Raw genomic sequence first — 17,150 nt, forward strand, 5'->3', positions numbered from 1 at the left:
AGGGTGTTTTTGTTTGTGGAGGGAACTAGTAATACTCTTTTTGATAATGAAAGCTTATCATTTAGAACATAACCCAGTTCTTAAATAATTTTAACAGCCAGCCTACTATCATTTAATTTGATAGTAGGCTGTTTCCATCTTCGAAATACGCTGTAGCAACTTCTTCAGGATTACGATTATTTCCACATGCTGCAAGTGCTGTAACTAATAAAGTCATTACAACTATTAACATGATCATTCCAGTTTTGAGGGGAATTAGTTAACAAAGACTAGGTATTATTTGCAACAGAACTGTTCCTCTATTCCCCTTGTTTCATCATTTTTCTAGGCCAGCCAACTTGACAAATGTTTTTTTATCAAACTACAATGAAAATCATTATCAATAATATAGGGAGGATACTTTGGTCAATAAATGAAAAATAATATATTTATAGGTTAATAACCAGATCATGTTAAGTTGTATGTACTATTTTTAGTTTAGCGTTTCCCAGAATGTACACCAATTAATCTCGCGAATTACAAGAAAACTATTATTGAAATGAGGCGTGTATTGTGAAGTTGGACGTGAATGAGTTAGCAGAGTATCTTGCCAATACTCCTTTCCGAGTAGAAGGAGTATATCGTTATGCTAAAAATCCAGGTGTGCCTTTTGCTGAGTCTACAGATTCTTTCCCAGGATTTGTATTTCCAATTACAGGGAAGACGCAATTTCAATTTAATGGTACGCCGTATACTCTTTCCCCAGGAAAAGTTATACATGGGGGTGCAAAAATGACATTAGCCCATAAAATGCTTGGTGAAATGAACTGGGAATATATTCTTGTTTTATATCAGATAAGCAATTCAGAACGAGAAGACTCTGGCTTTACTCATCAGCATTTTGAATTATTAACAGGACAATCTCCTCGTCTTGTCGAATTACTTATGCGTCTTTGGGATGTATATAATCAGCGTGGAGGCATTTCGATGTTTCAGACCGAAATGCTGTTTCGCGAAGCGTTGAATGAAGCTTTATTAAGTGTTTTCAATAGAGAAAGCAATTATGAGTCGCATACTTTATTCGAACGAATATCTAGTTACGTTCGTAAATACTATTATAAGGATATTACAATTCATACGCTTACAGAACAAAATAATGTTAATCGAAATCGTCTTTCTTACGTGTTTAGAAAGCATGCAGGTATGGGGGCAACAGAATATTTATTGAACTATCGTATAAAGATGGCTCAAAAAATGTTATGTACAAGTGATGTGCCTGTACAACAAATTGCGCAGGCTGTTGGAATCGCAGACCCTTTTTATTTTAGTAGAGTTTTCAAGAAGCGAGTTGGCATTTCGCCTACTAAATATCGCGAGAAGTTCATCAATAATCCATACGAATGTCAACAGGGGTCCATTCTTATTTGAAAATCACTGTTCTATACTTATGGAGAGTTAAAGGAAACATTGGATTGAAAGTACTTTCATTGAAATCACTCCTTTGTACTATCTGAATGAAAAGTTCTGGCCGGAGCATTTTCTTTTTAAGCGTAATAACGACTTTTTTACTTATATTACTGTAATATAGTGGAATTCGAAAGTAAGGAGGGATTATTATCCATTACCAACCTATTAAACTAAATGACGAGTTATCTAAAATTAACGATTATTGGTATCCACAAGTGATTGGTGAAATGAATGACGATCAAATTCAGCTTTTTAAAGCTAATGGAGATTTTATATGGCATGAGCACCCTAATACGGATAAGCTATTTATTGTGCTTGAAGGGGAGATGTTCATCGATTTTCGTGATGGACAGGTGAAAATTTCTAAAGGCGAGATGTTTATTGTCCCGAGAGGCGTTGAGCATAAACCTTTCACTGAAAAGGAATCTCATATCATGTTGGTAGAGCCTAAAAGGGAAATAGATTGATAATTGTAAAAAGATAAAAAAGGAGCGGAAATCCGTTCCTTTTTTATTTATCTTACTATTTTTAGGAGCTTAGTATGAGTAAGATGTGAATAAAGGATGAATAGCATTTTTATCAATAAAAATTTATTGGATTTTTTGTGGAATATATATGAAACGTTGTATAAAATAATCAAGAAAGCCAAAAATTATAGGGGGAAAGTTGTGAAGAAAAATAAGAGTTTAATAAGTTTTTTAGGAGTGTTTATTATGTTGTTTTCTTTTTGTTTTCAAGGAAATGTACAGGCAGATGTAAATACTGTTCAATCTGGAAAAATCAAATCAGGAAACGTAACAGTATGGGAAGTTGGAAATGTAGCGAAAGTATTAGCGGATGTGGAGCGCTTAAATTTAAATACAGTAAATGTACCGATTCAAGTAGATATCCCAAATGTGACTTCTACTAACATGGTAATTAATCAAGCGCAAAAGCAACAAGCTATTATTTTAATTCAAGAATTATTAAAGCGTAATATTCAAGTTATAGTGGAACCGTTCCCGTATATTCAGCAGGGGAATGTTGGAGAGACAGAATGGAACCCAAGTAACATTAATGATTTCTTCTGGAATTGGAAGACGGTTATTCTGCAAGATATTTTTAATTCCATTACAAGTAAATACAATGTGTATGGACTAAAGATTGCTTCTAATTTCGTGAATATGGAGTATGCAGAAGGATACTGGAGCGATACAATTGATTTTGTTCGTAATCAGTATAAAGGAAATGTTTTGTATCAAATGAACTGGTGGTTAACAGCAAGCTGGGACCCTTCTTATGAAGCGAAGTTTAAAGAGAAAATCAATCGCCCGTATTTAAAAAAGGTGGATATTGTTAGCATAGACAGTTGGTTTGAAGTTTCAGGAAAAAGAAATCCATCATACGAAGAAGTGAAGCAAAGTTTATTTGCGACGACAGTATATAATCGTGGGCAAAATGTTGTTCAGCAACTAGAACAATTACATAAAGCAACAGGAAAGCCTGTTTATTTTGGTGGATTTAACGTTCCAGCGCGTGAACTTGGACTGCAAAATCCGTGGAATCCAGATGTTTCTAATGTGTTTTCAAAAGACGTACAATTAAACGGATGGCGCGCTTACCGTGACGTATTAGAACCAAAACCATATTTTAAAGGTTTTTCAATTTGGTTTATTGGATCTAATGATAGTACGCATGCGTATCAAATACATAGTAAAGAAGCAGAGGCAGTTATTAGCGGGTGGTACCGAAAATAAATTTTATAAAATAGGTAAGTTTTAAAGTTTACCACATATATTTCTAGTGAAAGGCCTTTCACCATCTTATCACCTAGGGGGCAATCATAATGAAATTTTTGTCTTACCTTACAGTAATTTTGGTGATTCTTGGCGGTTTGAATTGGTTGTTTGTAGCGTTAGATTACAATGTAGTTGAGAAATGGTTTGGTTCTATGCCGGCGCTTGTGGACACTATTTATTGGCTCATTGGTCTTTCTGCAATTTATCAAATTTTTGATCGGTTCTTTACGGACAATTAGCTATTATTCTTTCATTACTAGAGTGTTAAGTACGATTATGTACTTAACACTTTTTTGTATGTTTATAAAAAAAAGGTTTGCACTTGCAAGCGATTCCATTGCGTCTTACGCCATAATAGTGGAAAACAAATTGACCGTATATTATATTTTAGGTTATAATTCAGAAAGTTTAAAAATTAATAAAAATGAGAAATAGGGGGGTTATCATGGTGATGGAGAGAGTGTATAATTTTTCAGCAGGACCATCAATACTCCCTTTGCCAGTTTTAGAAAAAGTGCAAAAGGAGCTTGTAAATTATAACGGGACAGGCATGTCTATTATGGAAATGAGTCATCGATCTTCATATTTTCAAAGTATTATAGATGAAGCTAGTAACCTACTTCGTGAATTAATGAACATTCCTAATGAATATGATGTATTGTTTTTACAAGGCGGTGCGTCATTACAATTCTCTATGATACCGTTAAATGTAATGAATACGTATAAAAAAGCAGGGTACGTATTGACTGGCTCATGGTCAAAAAAGGCGATGCAAGAAGCTGAAAAAGTAGGGGAAGTACAAGTGATTGCTTCTTCTGAAAAAGAGAAGTTTACTACAATTCCTAAATTGGATGGTTTACTGAGCGATGAAAAACTAGATTATGTACATATTACAACGAATAATACAATTGAGGGGACGAAATATGTAGAAGTTCCACATTTAGATAAAGTACCGCTCGTTGCGGATATGTCCTCAAATATTTTATCAGAACAATATGATGTTACGAAGTTTGGCCTTATATATGCGGGAGCGCAAAAGAATTTAGGGCCAGCGGGCTTAACGATTGCAATTATAAAAAGAGATTTAATTGGAGGAGCAGATCGCTCTTGTCCTACGATGTTAAACTATGAAACTTACAGCAAAAATAACTCCTTATATAATACACCGCCGTCCTTTAGTATTTACGTAACAAAACTTGTACTAGAGTGGTTGAAAGAGCAAGGCGGAGTATCTGCGATTGAAGAACAGAATAGAATGAAATCTTCACTTATTTATCATTTTTTAGATGAATCTAAATTGTTTACTTCACCAGTTGACCCTGCGTATCGATCACTTATGAATATTCCGTTTACAACACCGTCAGAAGAGCTGAACAATGAGTTTTTACAAAAAACGAAAGAACGCGGCCTTGTTACGTTAAAAGGACATCGCTCAGTCGGTGGTATGCGTGCAAGTATTTACAATGCGATGCCAGTACACGGTGTACAGCAATTAGTAGATTATATGAAGGAATTTGAGCTTGAGAATAGATAGGGAGATGGGGATATGTTTCGTGTTCAAACGTTAAATCAAATTGCGGAAAAAGGTTTACAAGTTCTTAGCGGAGAGCGTTATGAAGTAGGGGAGAGAATGGATCACCCAGATGGTATTTTACTTCGCAGCTATTCTTTACATCAAGAAGATTTTTCAAAAGACTTAAAGGCGATTGCAAGAGCTGGTGCTGGTGTAAATAATATTCCTGTCGAGCGCTGTACAGAAAAAGGGATTGTAGTATTTAATACACCAGGAGCGAATGCAAATGCAGTGAAGGAACTTATTATCGCCAGCCTTATTATGTCTTCACGTAATATTATTAACGGAGTAAGCTGGACGAAAAATTTAGAGGGTGAAGAAGTACCACAGCTTGTTGAATCAGGGAAAAAACAATTCGTTGGATCAGAGATTGCAGGGAAACGTCTAGGGGTTATCGGACTTGGCGCAATTGGTGCTTTAGTTGCGAACGATGCGTTAGCTTTAGGGATGGACGTCGTCGGATATGATCCTTACATTTCAGTTGAAACAGCTTGGCGCCTTTCTACACATGTGCAAAGAGCATTTAGCCTTGATGAAATTTTTGCAACGTGTGATTATATTACACTGCATATTCCTCTTACCAATCAAACGAAGGGGCTTATTGGTGAACACGCTATAGAGAAGATGAAAAAAGGAATGCGTTTATTCAATTTCTCAAGAGGAGAACTTGTAGATGAAAAAGTTCTTCAAAAAGCGTTAGAAGAAGATGTTATTGCGCATTACGTAACTGACTTCCCGAATGAAAATGTGATTAAAATGAAAAACGTAACAGCGACGCCTCACCTCGGTGCATCTACGTCTGAATCGGAAGAAAATTGTGCAGTAATGGCAGCGCGCCAATTACGTGAATATTTAGAGACAGGAAATATTCGTAATTCAGTAAACTATCCAAACGTAGAATTACCGTATATCGGAAAAAAACGAATTACGATTATGCATCAAAACGTTCCGAACATGGTAGGACAAATTACAGGATGTTTAGCAGAACATCATATTAATATTGCTGATATGATTAATCGTAGTAAACATTCTTGGGCGTACACAATGATTGATATTGATAACGGAATTGATGATATAATAAAAGAGAATATTGTGGAAAATATAAGCAAAATTACAGGTGTTGTAGCCGTTCGAATGATTGTGTAAAGGAGAGAGGAACTTGGCAAAAATCCGACCGTTTCGGGCCATTCGTCCAGTAGAAGAAAAAGCAGCGGAAGTGGCAGCTTTACCGTATGACGTATTAAATAGTGAAGAAGCAAGAGAGGTTGTAAAAGGGAATCCTTATTCTTTCTTACACGTTGATAAAGCAGAAATTGATTTAGACCCGGCACTTTCACCGTACGATGATCGCGTATATGAAAAAGCGGGTGAAAATTTAAATCGATTTATACGAGAAGAAGTGTTCATTCAAGACGAAGAGCCAGCGTTATACATTTATGAATTGACGATGCAAGGAAGAACGCAGTCAGGCCTTGTCGTTTGTACATCTATTGATGAGTATGAAGATGATACAATTAAAAAACATGAAAGAACGCGTCATGAAAAAGAACTTGATCGCATTCGCCACGTAGATGTGTGTGACGCAAATACAGGTCCTATCTTTTTAACGTATCGTACAAAAGAAGAGATAAAGCGTTTTGTTGCCAGCTGGAAAGAAGAACATGCGCCAATCTATACATTTACAGCAGAAGACGGCGTTAAGCATGTTGCCTGGAAAATAGCTGATGAAGAAGTAATTGCAAGTTTAGTAAACGTATTTGAAGATATTCCTAATCTTTATATTGCAGATGGGCATCACCGCTCCGCATCAGCTGCAAAAGTAGGGCTCATGCGAAGAGAACAATATCCGAATTACACAGGAGAAGAAGAGTTTAATTTCTTCTTATCTGTTTTATTCCCTCACGATGAGTTATCTATTTGGGACTATAACCGAGTTGTAAAAGACTTAAACGGTTTATCAGAAGAACAGTTTTTAAAACAAATAGCGCAATACTTTTATGTAGAAGAAGCGGCTGTTTCTCCGTATAAACCAAATGAGCCAAAAACATTTGGTATGTATGTAAATGAGAAGTGGTATAAGCTTACTGTGAAAGAAGAAACATTTGATGCGAATGATCTTGTTAGAGGTTTAGATGTATCTATCCTGCAAGATCATTTATTAAGCCAAGTACTTGAAATACACGATCCGCGATCTGATTCACGCGTTGATTTTGTCGGAGGAATCCGCGGGTTAGAAGAACTAGAACGCCTTGTAAATAGCGGTGAATATAAAGCAGCGTTCTCACTATATCCGACATCAATGGAATCGTTATTAGCAATCGCAGACGCTGGAGAAATTATGCCGCCAAAGTCAACGTGGTTTGAACCGAAACTGCGCAGCGGGTTGTTTGTACATTCTTTAAAGTAAATATAGACTTCTACAGTTTTGAAAAACCGAAATGATTATAGTTTCGGTTTTTCTTATTTTGGCTCAGTTAACGTTTCATGTTGATTTTGATGTTAAGATTGAAATATGTAACGACAGATCGCTACAAAAAACGGAGGAAATACGATGAAAATGCAACTGCAAGAACGTTTTTATGTTGAGTTGAAAAATGCAATTCGTTGTCATTATAACGAACTTATAACTAGGTGCGGTGTTGACACGATATATGGGTACTCCATATTAACAGACGATTGTGTCAATAGCATTGGACCAGTGGCTAATAAAGAAAGACTAATCAAAGTTAATAAGTCGGACCCTTTATACAATTATTATAGATACGGAGCTGTTGAGTGGAGCGAATGGGACGATTTTGGAATGTTTGATGAAGTGAACAAAATTATTAACAAATATCATGATATCGTCGAAGATGACTTTAACATACGAGTAAATACACTGTTGAAAGAAACGTTAAATGTGTTAATGGAACTTAAATCAGAAGGCTTGTTTGGAGACGGAGATGATAATCGATTTATTATCATTTGTGTAACTGATTCATCGAACGAAATCATGATTGAATCAGTTCGATTGCTTAATACATTAAAGACATACGAAGAATATGCCTCAGAATTTGCATAAGAATGAATATAAGTAAAACTGCGCTCTATAAGAGGCGATTTTCATTTAATCGAAAGTCACCAATTAATAGTAACTATTCATTGTGACGTAACCATTGAACAATTTGAGCCCGATGAAAAAAATCGTACAAAAATTATTGCGATGTTTATATGTAGGAATCAAATTGAAAAGGAAGTTATGAAGGGGAGTTTTTCTGGGATTATTCTTTAGTTAGTAGAGAAAGTAATGAATAGGTGGGCCATGTCACTCGGGCTTAGATTTTTAATTCCCCCCATAACGAAAATTTTATGTATCATTGAATACTGTTAATAAGAAGTTATGTAATATATTCTGTTCATTTTTAACTTGAATAAGCTCGTCAACAAAAAGGACATTCCTAGTATTACAAGAAGTGTCCTTTCCACTAAATTATAGGATATTTTGCTAACATTCAAACTCTAAAATTAGTTTACTGGTTTGACCTGTAAATTGATAATTATAGGATCCTTTTAGATTTTCTAAGTTACCGGTAGCTTTAATAATTGTTCCTGGGGAATCTAAATTTTCTTTATCAAATATTTCTTGCTCTATAGCTGTAAATGTCCCTTGTTGCCCCTTATAAATTCCTTCAAAGTGTAAAAATCCAGAAATTTTAGAAGTAGCTAAGTGACCATCATTTATATTTGAGTCTAAATAATATAAGAAGTATTCAATAAAAGCTTTTCCTTTTAATTCACCATCAATATCATATTCGACATGTGCAATATTAATAGGGAAATCTTTTTTAGTATCATCGATTGGTTTTTCATCCCATTTACTTACTGTAAATGTTACTTCCATACATGTAAATCCCCCTTTATCATTTGAAAAGTACTAATTCACAGTCATATCTTATAGGGGTGTTTTTATTTATTTGAGCCCTGTCATATCGTTATCTTATCTCAGAATTACCTGCGCCTCCTCATGAAGGACTTACTGTCGCCAGGATATCTCCTGCTTGTAACCTCTTTGGTTTTATTAACATGTTAACTCCGCTGCTACATAATGTAATGGACTACGATTATACAAACTGTATCATTGAAAAACATGATGTATGAAATTAGTTTCTTCATCATTAATCCGTTTACCTGCTGGGATTCAAGAATTCAGTCTTAGTGTTGAATATAGGAATAATCAATTTACATTTGAAAATTACAGTATGCAACATTGCATGAGGAAAACGGTTGTTATTTTTATGACTTGTAACTATAATGATTACAGGTTGGTCGATACCAATCAAACAAATACAATCATCATGAATGGAGATGTTACATATGGGTATGAAAAAAATAATTTTAGCAGGTGCTTTAGGTATCGCAGCATTATCAGGAACAAATGTACCAGGGTTAGAACTAACAAAAGCGAGTGCCGCTTCTATTGAATCGAACTTCTCGACGTTAGAAGGACGAGTAGTAGAGGTAGATAACGGTGTAATTGTTGTAAAATCTCAGCAATATGAGGAACCTGTTAGTGTGTATATTGATTCACTTTCAAACGTTAAAGTAGGAGATGAAGTAAAAGCTACTGGATCTATGATGCGTAATTTTACAGAATATATGGTTGCAACTGCAGTTGAAAATACAACAGACAAGTTAGGTATGCACATGAAAGAAGATGGCTCACCTAATTATGTAATTGGAGAAGTATCAAAAGTAGGAACGATGGAAGATGAGGGAGACGGTGCTACTAAATATGTTGTAGTTGAGTATCCATCGCTAAATGGGAAGAAAGATATTATTGATGTTTTCTTAACAAAGGGACAAGTATTTAATGTGGGTGAGAAAGTGAAAATTGATATGGAGTATGTGGGCTGGGGTGGTATTTCTATTAACTGGAACACAGTTGATCATATTGAAAAAGTTCATGAAGCAAAGACGAACGCTGAAAATAATGATGATGTATGGATTTGGTCTTAATAAGGCGAGTATAGGTCGTTATTTGCAATTTTCTCCAAACAATACATGTAAAAACTAAATGTATCATGCAGTACCCATCTAATTCTCATTCCGTATGAGAATTAGATGGGTACTTTTTTATTTGAAATTTGTGCAAGTCAATGTTTAGCATTTCTTTTTAAGAGTAAATTACGGTTGAAATCAAAACTTTATTTGCAGTACATAATAAATAATGTTGATTTTTTATCTTATATTAAAATAAAAACAAACCACTGTTCGATTTGAATATTCCACGATATAATGGTGAGAGTTTATGGCAGAATAAATATTTACATAAGAAGTGAGGTACTGTATGAAAAAAAGAACGACAGACATTATTTTTATTATTATTGGTGCATTTCTTTTTGCGTTAGGTGTCAATTTGTTTGTTATCCCGAACGAGTTTGGTGAGGGTGGGGTAACAGGTATCACGATTATTACGTATTATTTATTTGAATGGTCACCGGGCTTAGTTAACTTAATTTTAAATGCAATTTTGTTAATAGCCGGTTATAAATTTTTAAATAAGATAACAACAATTTATACGATTATCGCTGTAGTTACGAACTCGCTATTCCTTCATTTGACAGAAGGATGGACGATTGCTTCGGATGAAATGCTCGTAAATGCCATTTTCGGAGGAATATTTATTGGATGCGGGATTGGTCTTATCATTCGCGTTGGCGGAACAACTGCAGGTACTACCATCTTAGCAAGGATGACGCATAAGTATTTAGGATGGAGCATTAGCTACGGTCTACTGTTCTTCGATTTAATCGTTGCGTTTTCATCTTATTTCATCATTGGTGCAGAAAAACTGATGATAACAATTATTATGCTATATGTAGCAACGAAAGTGATGGAGTTTGTAATTGAAGGTTTAAATCCGAAGAAAGCCATTACGATTATTTCTGATAACCCGAATGAAATTGCCGGGAAGGTAACTACGTTAATGGGCAGAGGGGTTACCGTGTATTCAGGTCATGGCTATTACACGAAAACTCCGAAGGAAATTCTTTATGTTGTTATCAATAAGCAAGAAGTAGTGAAGCTAAAGAGGATTGTTCAAACTACAGATCCGGCTGCATTCATCGCTATACATGATGTTCGTGACGTATTTGGAGAAGGATTCGTTGATATTTCTAAAGCTTAGAACTTATTTTTTATTAAAATAATCTTAATACTAAAACGTAAGAATCTATTTTGAATCATCTTTTTTCAAAATAGATTCTTTTTCTTTTTCTTGCAAAAAATTCAATTGTTTCTTAAGGTAAGGATGTAGAAGGATGAACAAGAGAGGGTTTAATGAAGATGATACATATTTTATTAGCTGATGATGATAAGCATATTAGAGAGTTGTTGCATTACCATTTGCAAAAAGAGGGGTTTAAAGTTTTTGAAGCAGAAGATGGAAAGGTAGCGCAAGACGTTTTAGAGAAGGAAAATATTCATCTTGCGATCGTAGACATTATGATGCCGTTCGTTGATGGCTATACGTTATGTGAAGAAATCCGGAAGTATCATGATATACCGGTTATTTTATTAACTGCGAAAGACCAGTTAGTGGATAAAGAAAAAGGATTCATTTCTGGTACAGATGATTATATCGTAAAACCATTTGAACCAGCTGAAGTGATTTTCCGTATGAAAGCTTTATTACGCCGTTATCAAATGCTGAGTGCAGATATTATTACGTTGCACGGAACGACAATTGATCGAAAAGGTGTAGAAGTAAAGTGTAACGGTCAAACAATTTTACTTCCTTTAAAGGAATTTGAGTTATTATCACAATTAGCTAGTTATCCTGGAAGAACATTTTCAAGAGAAGAATTAATTGAATTAGTATGGGGAATGGATTTTGAAGGAGATGAACGAACAGTTGATGTTCATGTGAAAAGGCTCCGAGATCGTTTCTCAAAACGAACGGATGATTTTCAAATTACGACAGTGCGCGGCCTCGGGTATAAGTTGGAGTTGAAATAAGATGAAATCACTATATTCTAGATTTGTATTTATGACGGTCGGCATTATGCTACTTAGTAGTATTATCGGCTTTTTATTAACGAACGTATATTATCAAGTGAAGTTAAAACCGTATAATAGTGAAAAGATTTTAAAGTATGCGGAAGAAGTTAAATCGTTATATGAAAAGCAAAGTGAAGAAAATCAAGAGACGTATTTGCATTCTATTGCAAAGTTAGGGTATGAAATTTATATTGTCGATGATCAAAAGAATGGGAAGCGTATTGGTAATGCGTTTCGTAAGACGTCTATTAGCGATGCTACTGTTCATAAAGTATTGCAAGGAGAAACGTTTAATGGTGTTTCTACGTATCCAACGCGTCTTTTTATTACAGGATTTTTCGATAATGAATTAATAAATAGTGTTGGTGTACCGGTAAAGCACGGTGATAAACAGTACGCGTTATTTATTCGTCCTGACATTCAGAACCAATTTGGCGAGATGCGAATTTTCTTAGCGGTATTACTTGGGTTTATCGTACTATTAAGTATTATCTTTATAGCGATTGCAGCAGGTTATATCGTTCGCCCAATCCGTAAATTTACGAAGGCTACGCAAAAAATTGCGAGTGGGGAATATGAAATTGAATTAGATGTAAAACGAAAAGATGAAATAGGAACGTTATCTACAAGCTTCCAAAAGATGACGAAGAGTATTAAAGAACTAGATGAAATGAGACAAGAATTCGTTTCGAACGTTTCACATGAATTTCAGTCGCCACTTTCTTCCATACAAGGTTTTTCAAAAACGTTGCAAACAGAAAAGATGAGTGAGGAAGAAAGAAATCATTACTTACAAATTATTGAGGGTGAAAGCAAGCGAATGTCTAGTTTATGTAAACAGTTACTTACGCTCGCTTCATTAGATAAAGAGGAAAAGGTTCTACAAATAAGAGAATTCAATCTGCAGAAGCAAATTAAAGACGTCATTTTTATGCTTGAGTGGAAATGGCGCGAGAAAGATATTGCCGTTGAATTTGATGTGCCGGATATCACTATAAAAGGTGATGAAAACTTACTTCATCAAGTATGGAGTAATATCTTTACGAATAGTATTAAGTTTTCAAACGATGGTGGGACCATTGAGTTTTTTGTCGAAGAGTTAGAGTCTAGCGTTATAATCTCTATATCCGATAACGGAATCGGCATGGAAAAAGAAGAAATGGAGCGTATTTTTGATCGTTTTTATAAGGTAGATACAGCAAGGGCAAGAAATGTAGAAGGTAGCGGTTTAGGGTTATCGATCGTGCAGAAGATTGTTGAACTGCATCATGGAAACGTTTCAGTGTATAGTACGAAGGGAGAAGGGACGACCGTTCGGGTTGAGCTTCCTAAATAGATGAAAGAGGCTGTTTTCGGAACGGCCTCTTTTTTTGTCGGTAAGTCGATATAATCGAAAAATCGCCGATATAAATTTCACGTACCCTCTCACTGCAGCTATAAAGCCGCATCTTTCCCACGTTCTACTTTAAACCGAACCCCAAAAGTATCCGCAGTAATTTCATCAGCTTTTGGCAATGCTCGTAATTTCGGATGAAGCAGCCATACGAGAGAAATAAATAAAATTCCGATGCTAGCGAGCGCGAAAATGAGTTGGCTACTAAATACATTTGCAGCATATCCACCAATTAAAGAACCGAACGGCATAGCAATTGTGCCCATACTTCGCATGACTGAATTGATGCGCCCGATATATTGATTTGGAATTACAATTTGACTAATTGTCGCAAATAATATGTTGGTCGCACCAATTGGAATCCAGGCTAGGCCGAATAAGAAAATAGATAGCCATTGAAACGGTACAATCGTAGAGAGAAACCAAAAGATAGCGCCGGTCGCAAAGCTAATAATGGAGACACGGCCAACATTACGTTTGCCAACCCATGAACTGAATAATGCACCGATAAGACTACCTGCTGATATAGCAGCTAAGAAGAACCCATATGATTTCACACCTCCTAAAGAATCAGCGAAAGAAGGGAGTATCGCCATCGTCATACCGATTGAAAAATTAGCGACTACTGAACCGATTAAGAATACGCCCATTAATGAACGAAAGACGATCGAAAAACCTTCTTTTAAATCAGTGAAATATTGTTTAGTTGATAGCGATGTATTGGTTTCTGTTTGCTTTGGCATTTTTAGTGAAAAGAACAAAAGGGCAGTAATCGCGAATGTAAAAGAGTCGATTACATATAAAGTAATTGCGCCAAATAGTGCTACTAATATTCCAGAAAGAGTCGTACAAATTAAATCAATGCCTTGATATGCAAATGAAAAGAGTGAGTTTCCTTTTAATAATTGTGTTTTATGCAGTAGAAGTGGTAAAGCTTTCGATTGTGCGGGATAGGCGAATTGTTCGATAAAGGCTACGATGGGCATGATGATGAGTAGTAGTTGAACTGTTAATAGATCGAAGTAGTGTGTAATAGGAATGATTAATATAAGAATGCATTGCAGAACTTGTGTGATGACGAGGGTGTTTTTGATTGACCATCTATCGACGAATGGACCGGTAAGAAATTGAAGTGCAGAAGGTAATAACGTAAGAAAACCAGCCAATCCAGAATAGAAAGGATTACCACTTAGCTTATATACGAGCCACATCGCGGCTACATAGTATAAGCTATCTCCTATGTTTGTAAAAATTCTCCCTAAAAACAATAAGAGGAAATTCCGGTTTTTTAATATGTCCATTTAATCTACTCCTTTATAATAAATTTATTCGGTAAAATAAATTTGACCGTTTGTATAAAAAAATCGTATTACGATTTTTCTTCTTTTTTCACAAATCGCTGCATTGCTCGTTCTTCGATTTGTAGGGCAGTAGTAGAAATGTAGTAAGATTTACTATTTGGATCTTTATCCGCGTCTTTTGTGATCTCGTTTAATTCACCCATCAATTCATAAAACTTTTTCACCCACATTTGAAATTGTTCTGGCGTGGCATCAAACTCCCAGCAAGATGAAACGTAATTCCACTCAGCTGGATCTTCGCTTTCTTTTCGTAATGTAAAGGCTTCTTCTGGTGCAGCGAGAATATGGCTTTTCGTTCTTTCCGTCATTTGTAAAAAGATTTGGCGACCTGATTCGCTTAACATTTCTAAATGAGGTAATAGATCTGCGGCAGGGGTGAAGCCTCTAGCGACAGATTGATAAAACTTTTGAACGATGCCATTCTTTTCTTCTGTATAAACAATTTCTATAAAACCATTCTTCTCTAATTCTTTTAAATGATAATGAATTTTCGCCCTTGAAATGCCGAATTTCTCAGATAGTAATTGTCCTGTATAAGGACGTTCGCATAGACGTATCATCATTTCGGCACGTAATGGATCGCTTAATGCTTTTAGTTGGCTATAAGTAGTTAGTGTGAACATGGGCTTCAAAATGATCAACTCCTTAAATGAAATTACTCGGTCAAGATTATTTGACTGAATTGTATCAAGGATTTCAATTATTTTCAATACTTTCTGAAAATTAAATCTTATCCTCTGTAATCTTCTGTTCATATTCCGTTCATAATTCTTTTTTATGATAAGTGCATAGAAAGAAAGAGGAAGGAGCGAGCGAAATGTTTTTAGCTCTGCGTGAATTGAAACAATCAAAATTAAGATATGGATTAATCGGACTTATTATGGTGTTATTATCATTTTTAGTTCTTGTTATTTCAGGATTAGCAAATGGACTATCATATGATAATGCTTCATCGATTCAAAATATGGAGGCAAATAAGTTCGTTTTAGCAGATGATGCGGAAAATAAATTACTTCGTTCACAAATTAAGAAAGACGATGTTGATAACGTAGTAAATCAAGTAGGCGAGAAAGATGCTGTTCCGTTTCGTGTAAAAGTTTCAACGTATGAAAAGAAAGATAGTTCGAAAAAGGTTGATATCGCTATTTTCTCAAGTGAGCGCGATTCATTTTTAGAGCCGAACATTGTAAAAGGTGAGAAATTAGGCACAGCAAATAATGAAATGGTTGCTGATGAATCAATTAAAGAAAAAGGAATTGATATTGGAGATACAATTATTGATCCTGTTTCAAAGAAAGAATTTAAAATTGTTGGATTTACAAAAGATCAAATGTTTAGCCATACACCAGTCGTTTATGTAAATGAAGACGTATGGGGATCTATTTCACAACCAAACCAAAAAGATTATAGTGCAATTGCACTTAACACAGATAAAGAGATTAAAAGTGCACACGTAATTGACAAAAAAGAAGTACTGCAAAGTATTCCAGGATTTAAAGAAGAGCAAGGGACATTAACGATGATCATTGCATTCTTACTAGTTATCGCTGCGTTACTAATCGGCGTATTCTTCTACGTCATTACATTGCAAAAAACACAGCAATTAGGCGTATTAAAAGCAATTGGTACGAAGAACTCTTATTTAGCAAATAGCTTAGTCGTACAGGCGTTATTCTTATCAGTCGTTGCTATGGTAATCAGTATTGTTTTTGTACAAGGATTAGAACAAATTTTACCAGCAGGTATGCCATTCTTATTAACAACACCGATGATTGCACAATATGCAGCAATCTTTATCGTCATTAGTATTTTAGGAACACTTATTTCGTTATACCAAGTATTAAAAGTTGATGCATTAGAAGCAATTGGAGGCGGGATGTAATGACTTCATTATTAAAATTAGACAAAGTAAGTAAAGTGTACGGAGAAGGGAATACAGAAGTAACAGCCCTTCATCCGATGTCGCTTGATGTGAAAGCTGGAGAGTTTATCGGAATTGTCGGTCCTTCTGGATCAGGGAAAAGTACGTTATTATCAATCGCGGGTGCTTTATTATCACCTTCAAAAGGGGATATTTACATTCGTGAGCAAAATATTACGAAGCTATCAGAAAAAGAAATGACAGACATTCGTTTGAAAAAAATCGGCTTCATTTTCCAGTTCGCAAATCTTGTTCCATATTTAAATGTAAAAGAACAATTGCTTTACATTGCAAAGCTTAAAAAAGAAAACAAACAAGAATCAGAAAAGCGTGCGGATCATTTATTAGCAGCATTTGGATTAGGAGAAAGAAAAAATCATTATCCAAATCAATTGTCTGGCGGAGAAAAACAAAGGGTAGCAATCGCTCGCGCGTTTATGAACAATCCGGATTTAATATTAGCGGATGAACCAACAGCAAGCTTAGACTCAAAACGTGCACGTGAAGTTGTAGAAATGATGAAACGTGAAGTGAAAGAGAGCCAAAAAGCAGCAATTATGATTACGCATGATGAAAGAATGCTTGATGTATGTGATCGTATATTGACGCTTCGAGATGGGAAGTTAATATAAAGAAAAAT

The 17,150-nt window shown here is 35.2% G+C and carries 18 protein-coding genes and 1 pseudogene; 15 read left to right on the plus strand and 4 right to left on the minus strand.

What is annotated here, in order from left to right; all coding sequences use genetic code 11:
* Window positions 1–112: 112 nt before the first annotated feature.
* Entirely contained in the window at window positions 113–238 is a 126-nt protein-coding gene (locus ACTFRH_RS12640; RefSeq protein WP_102947809.1) for a hypothetical protein, read from the minus strand.
* A 314-nt stretch (window positions 239–552) separates the two neighbouring features.
* On the opposite strand from ACTFRH_RS12640, the gene ACTFRH_RS12645 reads away from it, so the two are divergent.
* The 9 genes and pseudogenes from ACTFRH_RS12645 to ACTFRH_RS12685 all read left to right on the plus strand — a co-directional run.
* Window positions 553–1,407 (plus strand): helix-turn-helix transcriptional regulator, encoded by an 855-nt coding sequence (locus ACTFRH_RS12645; RefSeq protein WP_000762817.1) that lies wholly within the window; start codon window positions 553–555, stop codon window positions 1,405–1,407.
* Window positions 1,408–1,673: 266 nt separating this feature from the next.
* The gene (locus tag ACTFRH_RS12650; RefSeq protein ID WP_000997181.1) at window positions 1,674–1,913 is read left to right on the plus strand and encodes a cupin domain-containing protein; all 240 of its coding nucleotides are present in this window, start codon (window positions 1,674–1,676) and stop codon (window positions 1,911–1,913) included.
* A gap of 201 nt (window positions 1,914–2,114) precedes the next feature.
* The gene (locus ACTFRH_RS12655) at window positions 2,115–3,182 is read left to right on the plus strand and encodes a glycoside hydrolase family 113 (protein WP_000739766.1); all 1,068 of its coding nucleotides are present in this window, start codon (window positions 2,115–2,117) and stop codon (window positions 3,180–3,182) included.
* Window positions 3,183–3,271: 89 nt separating this feature from the next.
* On the plus strand, window positions 3,272–3,463 hold the full coding sequence (locus ACTFRH_RS12660) for a DUF378 domain-containing protein (RefSeq protein ID WP_000670803.1): 192 nt from the start codon (window positions 3,272–3,274) through the stop codon (window positions 3,461–3,463).
* Between the two features lie 212 nt (window positions 3,464–3,675).
* Complete coding sequence (gene serC, locus ACTFRH_RS12665) at window positions 3,676–4,758, plus strand: 3-phosphoserine/phosphohydroxythreonine transaminase (protein ID WP_033703576.1); 1,083 nt, start codon at window positions 3,676–3,678, stop codon at window positions 4,756–4,758.
* A 12-nt stretch (window positions 4,759–4,770) separates the two neighbouring features.
* The gene (locus tag ACTFRH_RS12670; RefSeq protein ID WP_000490256.1) at window positions 4,771–5,943 is read left to right on the plus strand and encodes a 3-phosphoglycerate dehydrogenase family protein; all 1,173 of its coding nucleotides are present in this window, start codon (window positions 4,771–4,773) and stop codon (window positions 5,941–5,943) included.
* Window positions 5,944–5,956: 13 nt separating this feature from the next.
* On the plus strand, window positions 5,957–7,204 hold the full coding sequence (locus ACTFRH_RS12675; protein ID WP_001063035.1) for a DUF1015 domain-containing protein: 1,248 nt from the start codon (window positions 5,957–5,959) through the stop codon (window positions 7,202–7,204).
* A 144-nt stretch (window positions 7,205–7,348) separates the two neighbouring features.
* Window positions 7,349–7,858: a DUF4303 domain-containing protein gene (locus tag ACTFRH_RS12680; RefSeq protein ID WP_002164097.1), complete on the plus strand. Its 510-nt coding sequence runs from the start codon at window positions 7,349–7,351 to the stop codon at window positions 7,856–7,858.
* Between the two features lie 72 nt (window positions 7,859–7,930).
* Window positions 7,931–8,068, plus strand: a pseudogene (locus tag ACTFRH_RS12685) (enoyl-CoA hydratase); the annotation flags it as partial.
* Window positions 8,069–8,281: 213 nt separating this feature from the next.
* Here ACTFRH_RS12685 and ACTFRH_RS12690 read toward each other — a convergent pair.
* Entirely contained in the window at window positions 8,282–8,677 is a 396-nt protein-coding gene (locus ACTFRH_RS12690; protein ID WP_000454095.1) for a DUF3224 domain-containing protein, read from the minus strand.
* 473 nt (window positions 8,678–9,150) lie between these two features.
* Between ACTFRH_RS12690 and ACTFRH_RS12695 the strand changes: the two genes are divergently transcribed.
* The 4 genes from ACTFRH_RS12695 to ACTFRH_RS12710 all read left to right on the plus strand — a co-directional run bounded on the left by ACTFRH_RS12695 (window position 9,151) and on the right by ACTFRH_RS12710 (window position 13,171).
* Window positions 9,151–9,792 carry a F0F1 ATP synthase subunit alpha gene (locus ACTFRH_RS12695; protein ID WP_000525488.1) on the plus strand — a complete coding sequence of 214 codons (642 nt, stop codon included), beginning with the start codon at window positions 9,151–9,153 and terminating at the stop codon, window positions 9,790–9,792.
* Window positions 9,793–10,123: 331 nt separating this feature from the next.
* On the plus strand, window positions 10,124–10,963 hold the full coding sequence (locus tag ACTFRH_RS12700; RefSeq protein ID WP_000747488.1) for a YitT family protein: 840 nt from the start codon (window positions 10,124–10,126) through the stop codon (window positions 10,961–10,963).
* A 152-nt stretch (window positions 10,964–11,115) separates the two neighbouring features.
* Window positions 11,116–11,793, plus strand: coding sequence for a response regulator transcription factor (locus ACTFRH_RS12705; protein WP_000781961.1), 678 nt, complete (start codon window positions 11,116–11,118; stop codon window positions 11,791–11,793).
* Window position 11,794: 1 nt separating this feature from the next.
* On the plus strand, window positions 11,795–13,171 hold the full coding sequence (locus tag ACTFRH_RS12710) for a sensor histidine kinase (RefSeq protein ID WP_000839516.1): 1,377 nt from the start codon (window positions 11,795–11,797) through the stop codon (window positions 13,169–13,171).
* Between the two features lie 98 nt (window positions 13,172–13,269).
* On the opposite strand, the gene ACTFRH_RS12715 is transcribed toward ACTFRH_RS12710, so the two are convergent.
* Window positions 13,270–14,529, minus strand: coding sequence for an MFS transporter (locus tag ACTFRH_RS12715; protein ID WP_000353368.1), 1,260 nt, complete (start codon window positions 14,527–14,529; stop codon window positions 13,270–13,272).
* A gap of 68 nt (window positions 14,530–14,597) precedes the next feature.
* Window positions 14,598–15,221, minus strand: coding sequence for an ArsR/SmtB family transcription factor (locus ACTFRH_RS12720; protein WP_000803744.1), 624 nt, complete (start codon window positions 15,219–15,221; stop codon window positions 14,598–14,600).
* A 185-nt stretch (window positions 15,222–15,406) separates the two neighbouring features.
* Here ACTFRH_RS12720 and ACTFRH_RS12725 point away from each other — a divergent pair, with 185 nt between their 5' ends.
* Window positions 15,407–16,471, plus strand: coding sequence for an ABC transporter permease (locus tag ACTFRH_RS12725; RefSeq protein ID WP_000477746.1), 1,065 nt, complete (start codon window positions 15,407–15,409; stop codon window positions 16,469–16,471).
* On the plus strand, window positions 16,471–17,142 hold the full coding sequence (locus tag ACTFRH_RS12730; RefSeq protein ID WP_000202604.1) for an ABC transporter ATP-binding protein: 672 nt from the start codon (window positions 16,471–16,473) through the stop codon (window positions 17,140–17,142). The genes ACTFRH_RS12725 and ACTFRH_RS12730 overlap by 1 nt, the downstream gene beginning before the upstream one ends.
* Window positions 17,143–17,150: the final 8 nt, after the last annotated feature.

This window comes from Bacillus cereus group sp. MYBK216-1 (genome assembly GCF_051916495.1).
GTDB classification, from domain to species: domain Bacteria; phylum Bacillota; class Bacilli; order Bacillales; family Bacillaceae_G; genus Bacillus_A; species Bacillus_A thuringiensis_K.

Excerpts from the sequence above, each read along its gene's own strand:
- ACTFRH_RS12640 (WP_102947809.1), bottom strand. The coding sequence starts at position 238 with ATGATCATGTTAATAGTTGTAATGACTTTATTAGTTACAGCACTTGCA.
- ACTFRH_RS12705 (WP_000781961.1), top strand. The coding sequence starts at position 11,116 with ATGAAGATGATACATATTTTATTAGCTGATGATGATAAGCATATTAGA.
- ACTFRH_RS12730 (WP_000202604.1), top strand. The coding sequence starts at position 16,471 with ATGACTTCATTATTAAAATTAGACAAAGTAAGTAAAGTGTACGGAGAA.
- ACTFRH_RS12670 (WP_000490256.1), top strand. The coding sequence starts at position 4,771 with ATGTTTCGTGTTCAAACGTTAAATCAAATTGCGGAAAAAGGTTTACAA.
- ACTFRH_RS12710 (WP_000839516.1), top strand. The coding sequence starts at position 11,795 with ATGAAATCACTATATTCTAGATTTGTATTTATGACGGTCGGCATTATG.
- ACTFRH_RS12680 (WP_002164097.1), top strand. The coding sequence starts at position 7,349 with ATGAAAATGCAACTGCAAGAACGTTTTTATGTTGAGTTGAAAAATGCA.
- ACTFRH_RS12700 (WP_000747488.1), top strand. The coding sequence starts at position 10,124 with ATGAAAAAAAGAACGACAGACATTATTTTTATTATTATTGGTGCATTT.
- ACTFRH_RS12725 (WP_000477746.1), top strand. The coding sequence starts at position 15,407 with ATGTTTTTAGCTCTGCGTGAATTGAAACAATCAAAATTAAGATATGGA.
- ACTFRH_RS12690 (WP_000454095.1), bottom strand. The coding sequence starts at position 8,677 with ATGGAAGTAACATTTACAGTAAGTAAATGGGATGAAAAACCAATCGAT.
- serC (WP_033703576.1), top strand. The coding sequence starts at position 3,676 with ATGGAGAGAGTGTATAATTTTTCAGCAGGACCATCAATACTCCCTTTG.
- ACTFRH_RS12715 (WP_000353368.1), bottom strand. The coding sequence starts at position 14,529 with ATGGACATATTAAAAAACCGGAATTTCCTCTTATTGTTTTTAGGGAGA.
- ACTFRH_RS12660 (WP_000670803.1), top strand. The coding sequence starts at position 3,272 with ATGAAATTTTTGTCTTACCTTACAGTAATTTTGGTGATTCTTGGCGGT.
- ACTFRH_RS12695 (WP_000525488.1), top strand. The coding sequence starts at position 9,151 with ATGGGTATGAAAAAAATAATTTTAGCAGGTGCTTTAGGTATCGCAGCA.
- ACTFRH_RS12650 (WP_000997181.1), top strand. The coding sequence starts at position 1,674 with ATGAATGACGATCAAATTCAGCTTTTTAAAGCTAATGGAGATTTTATA.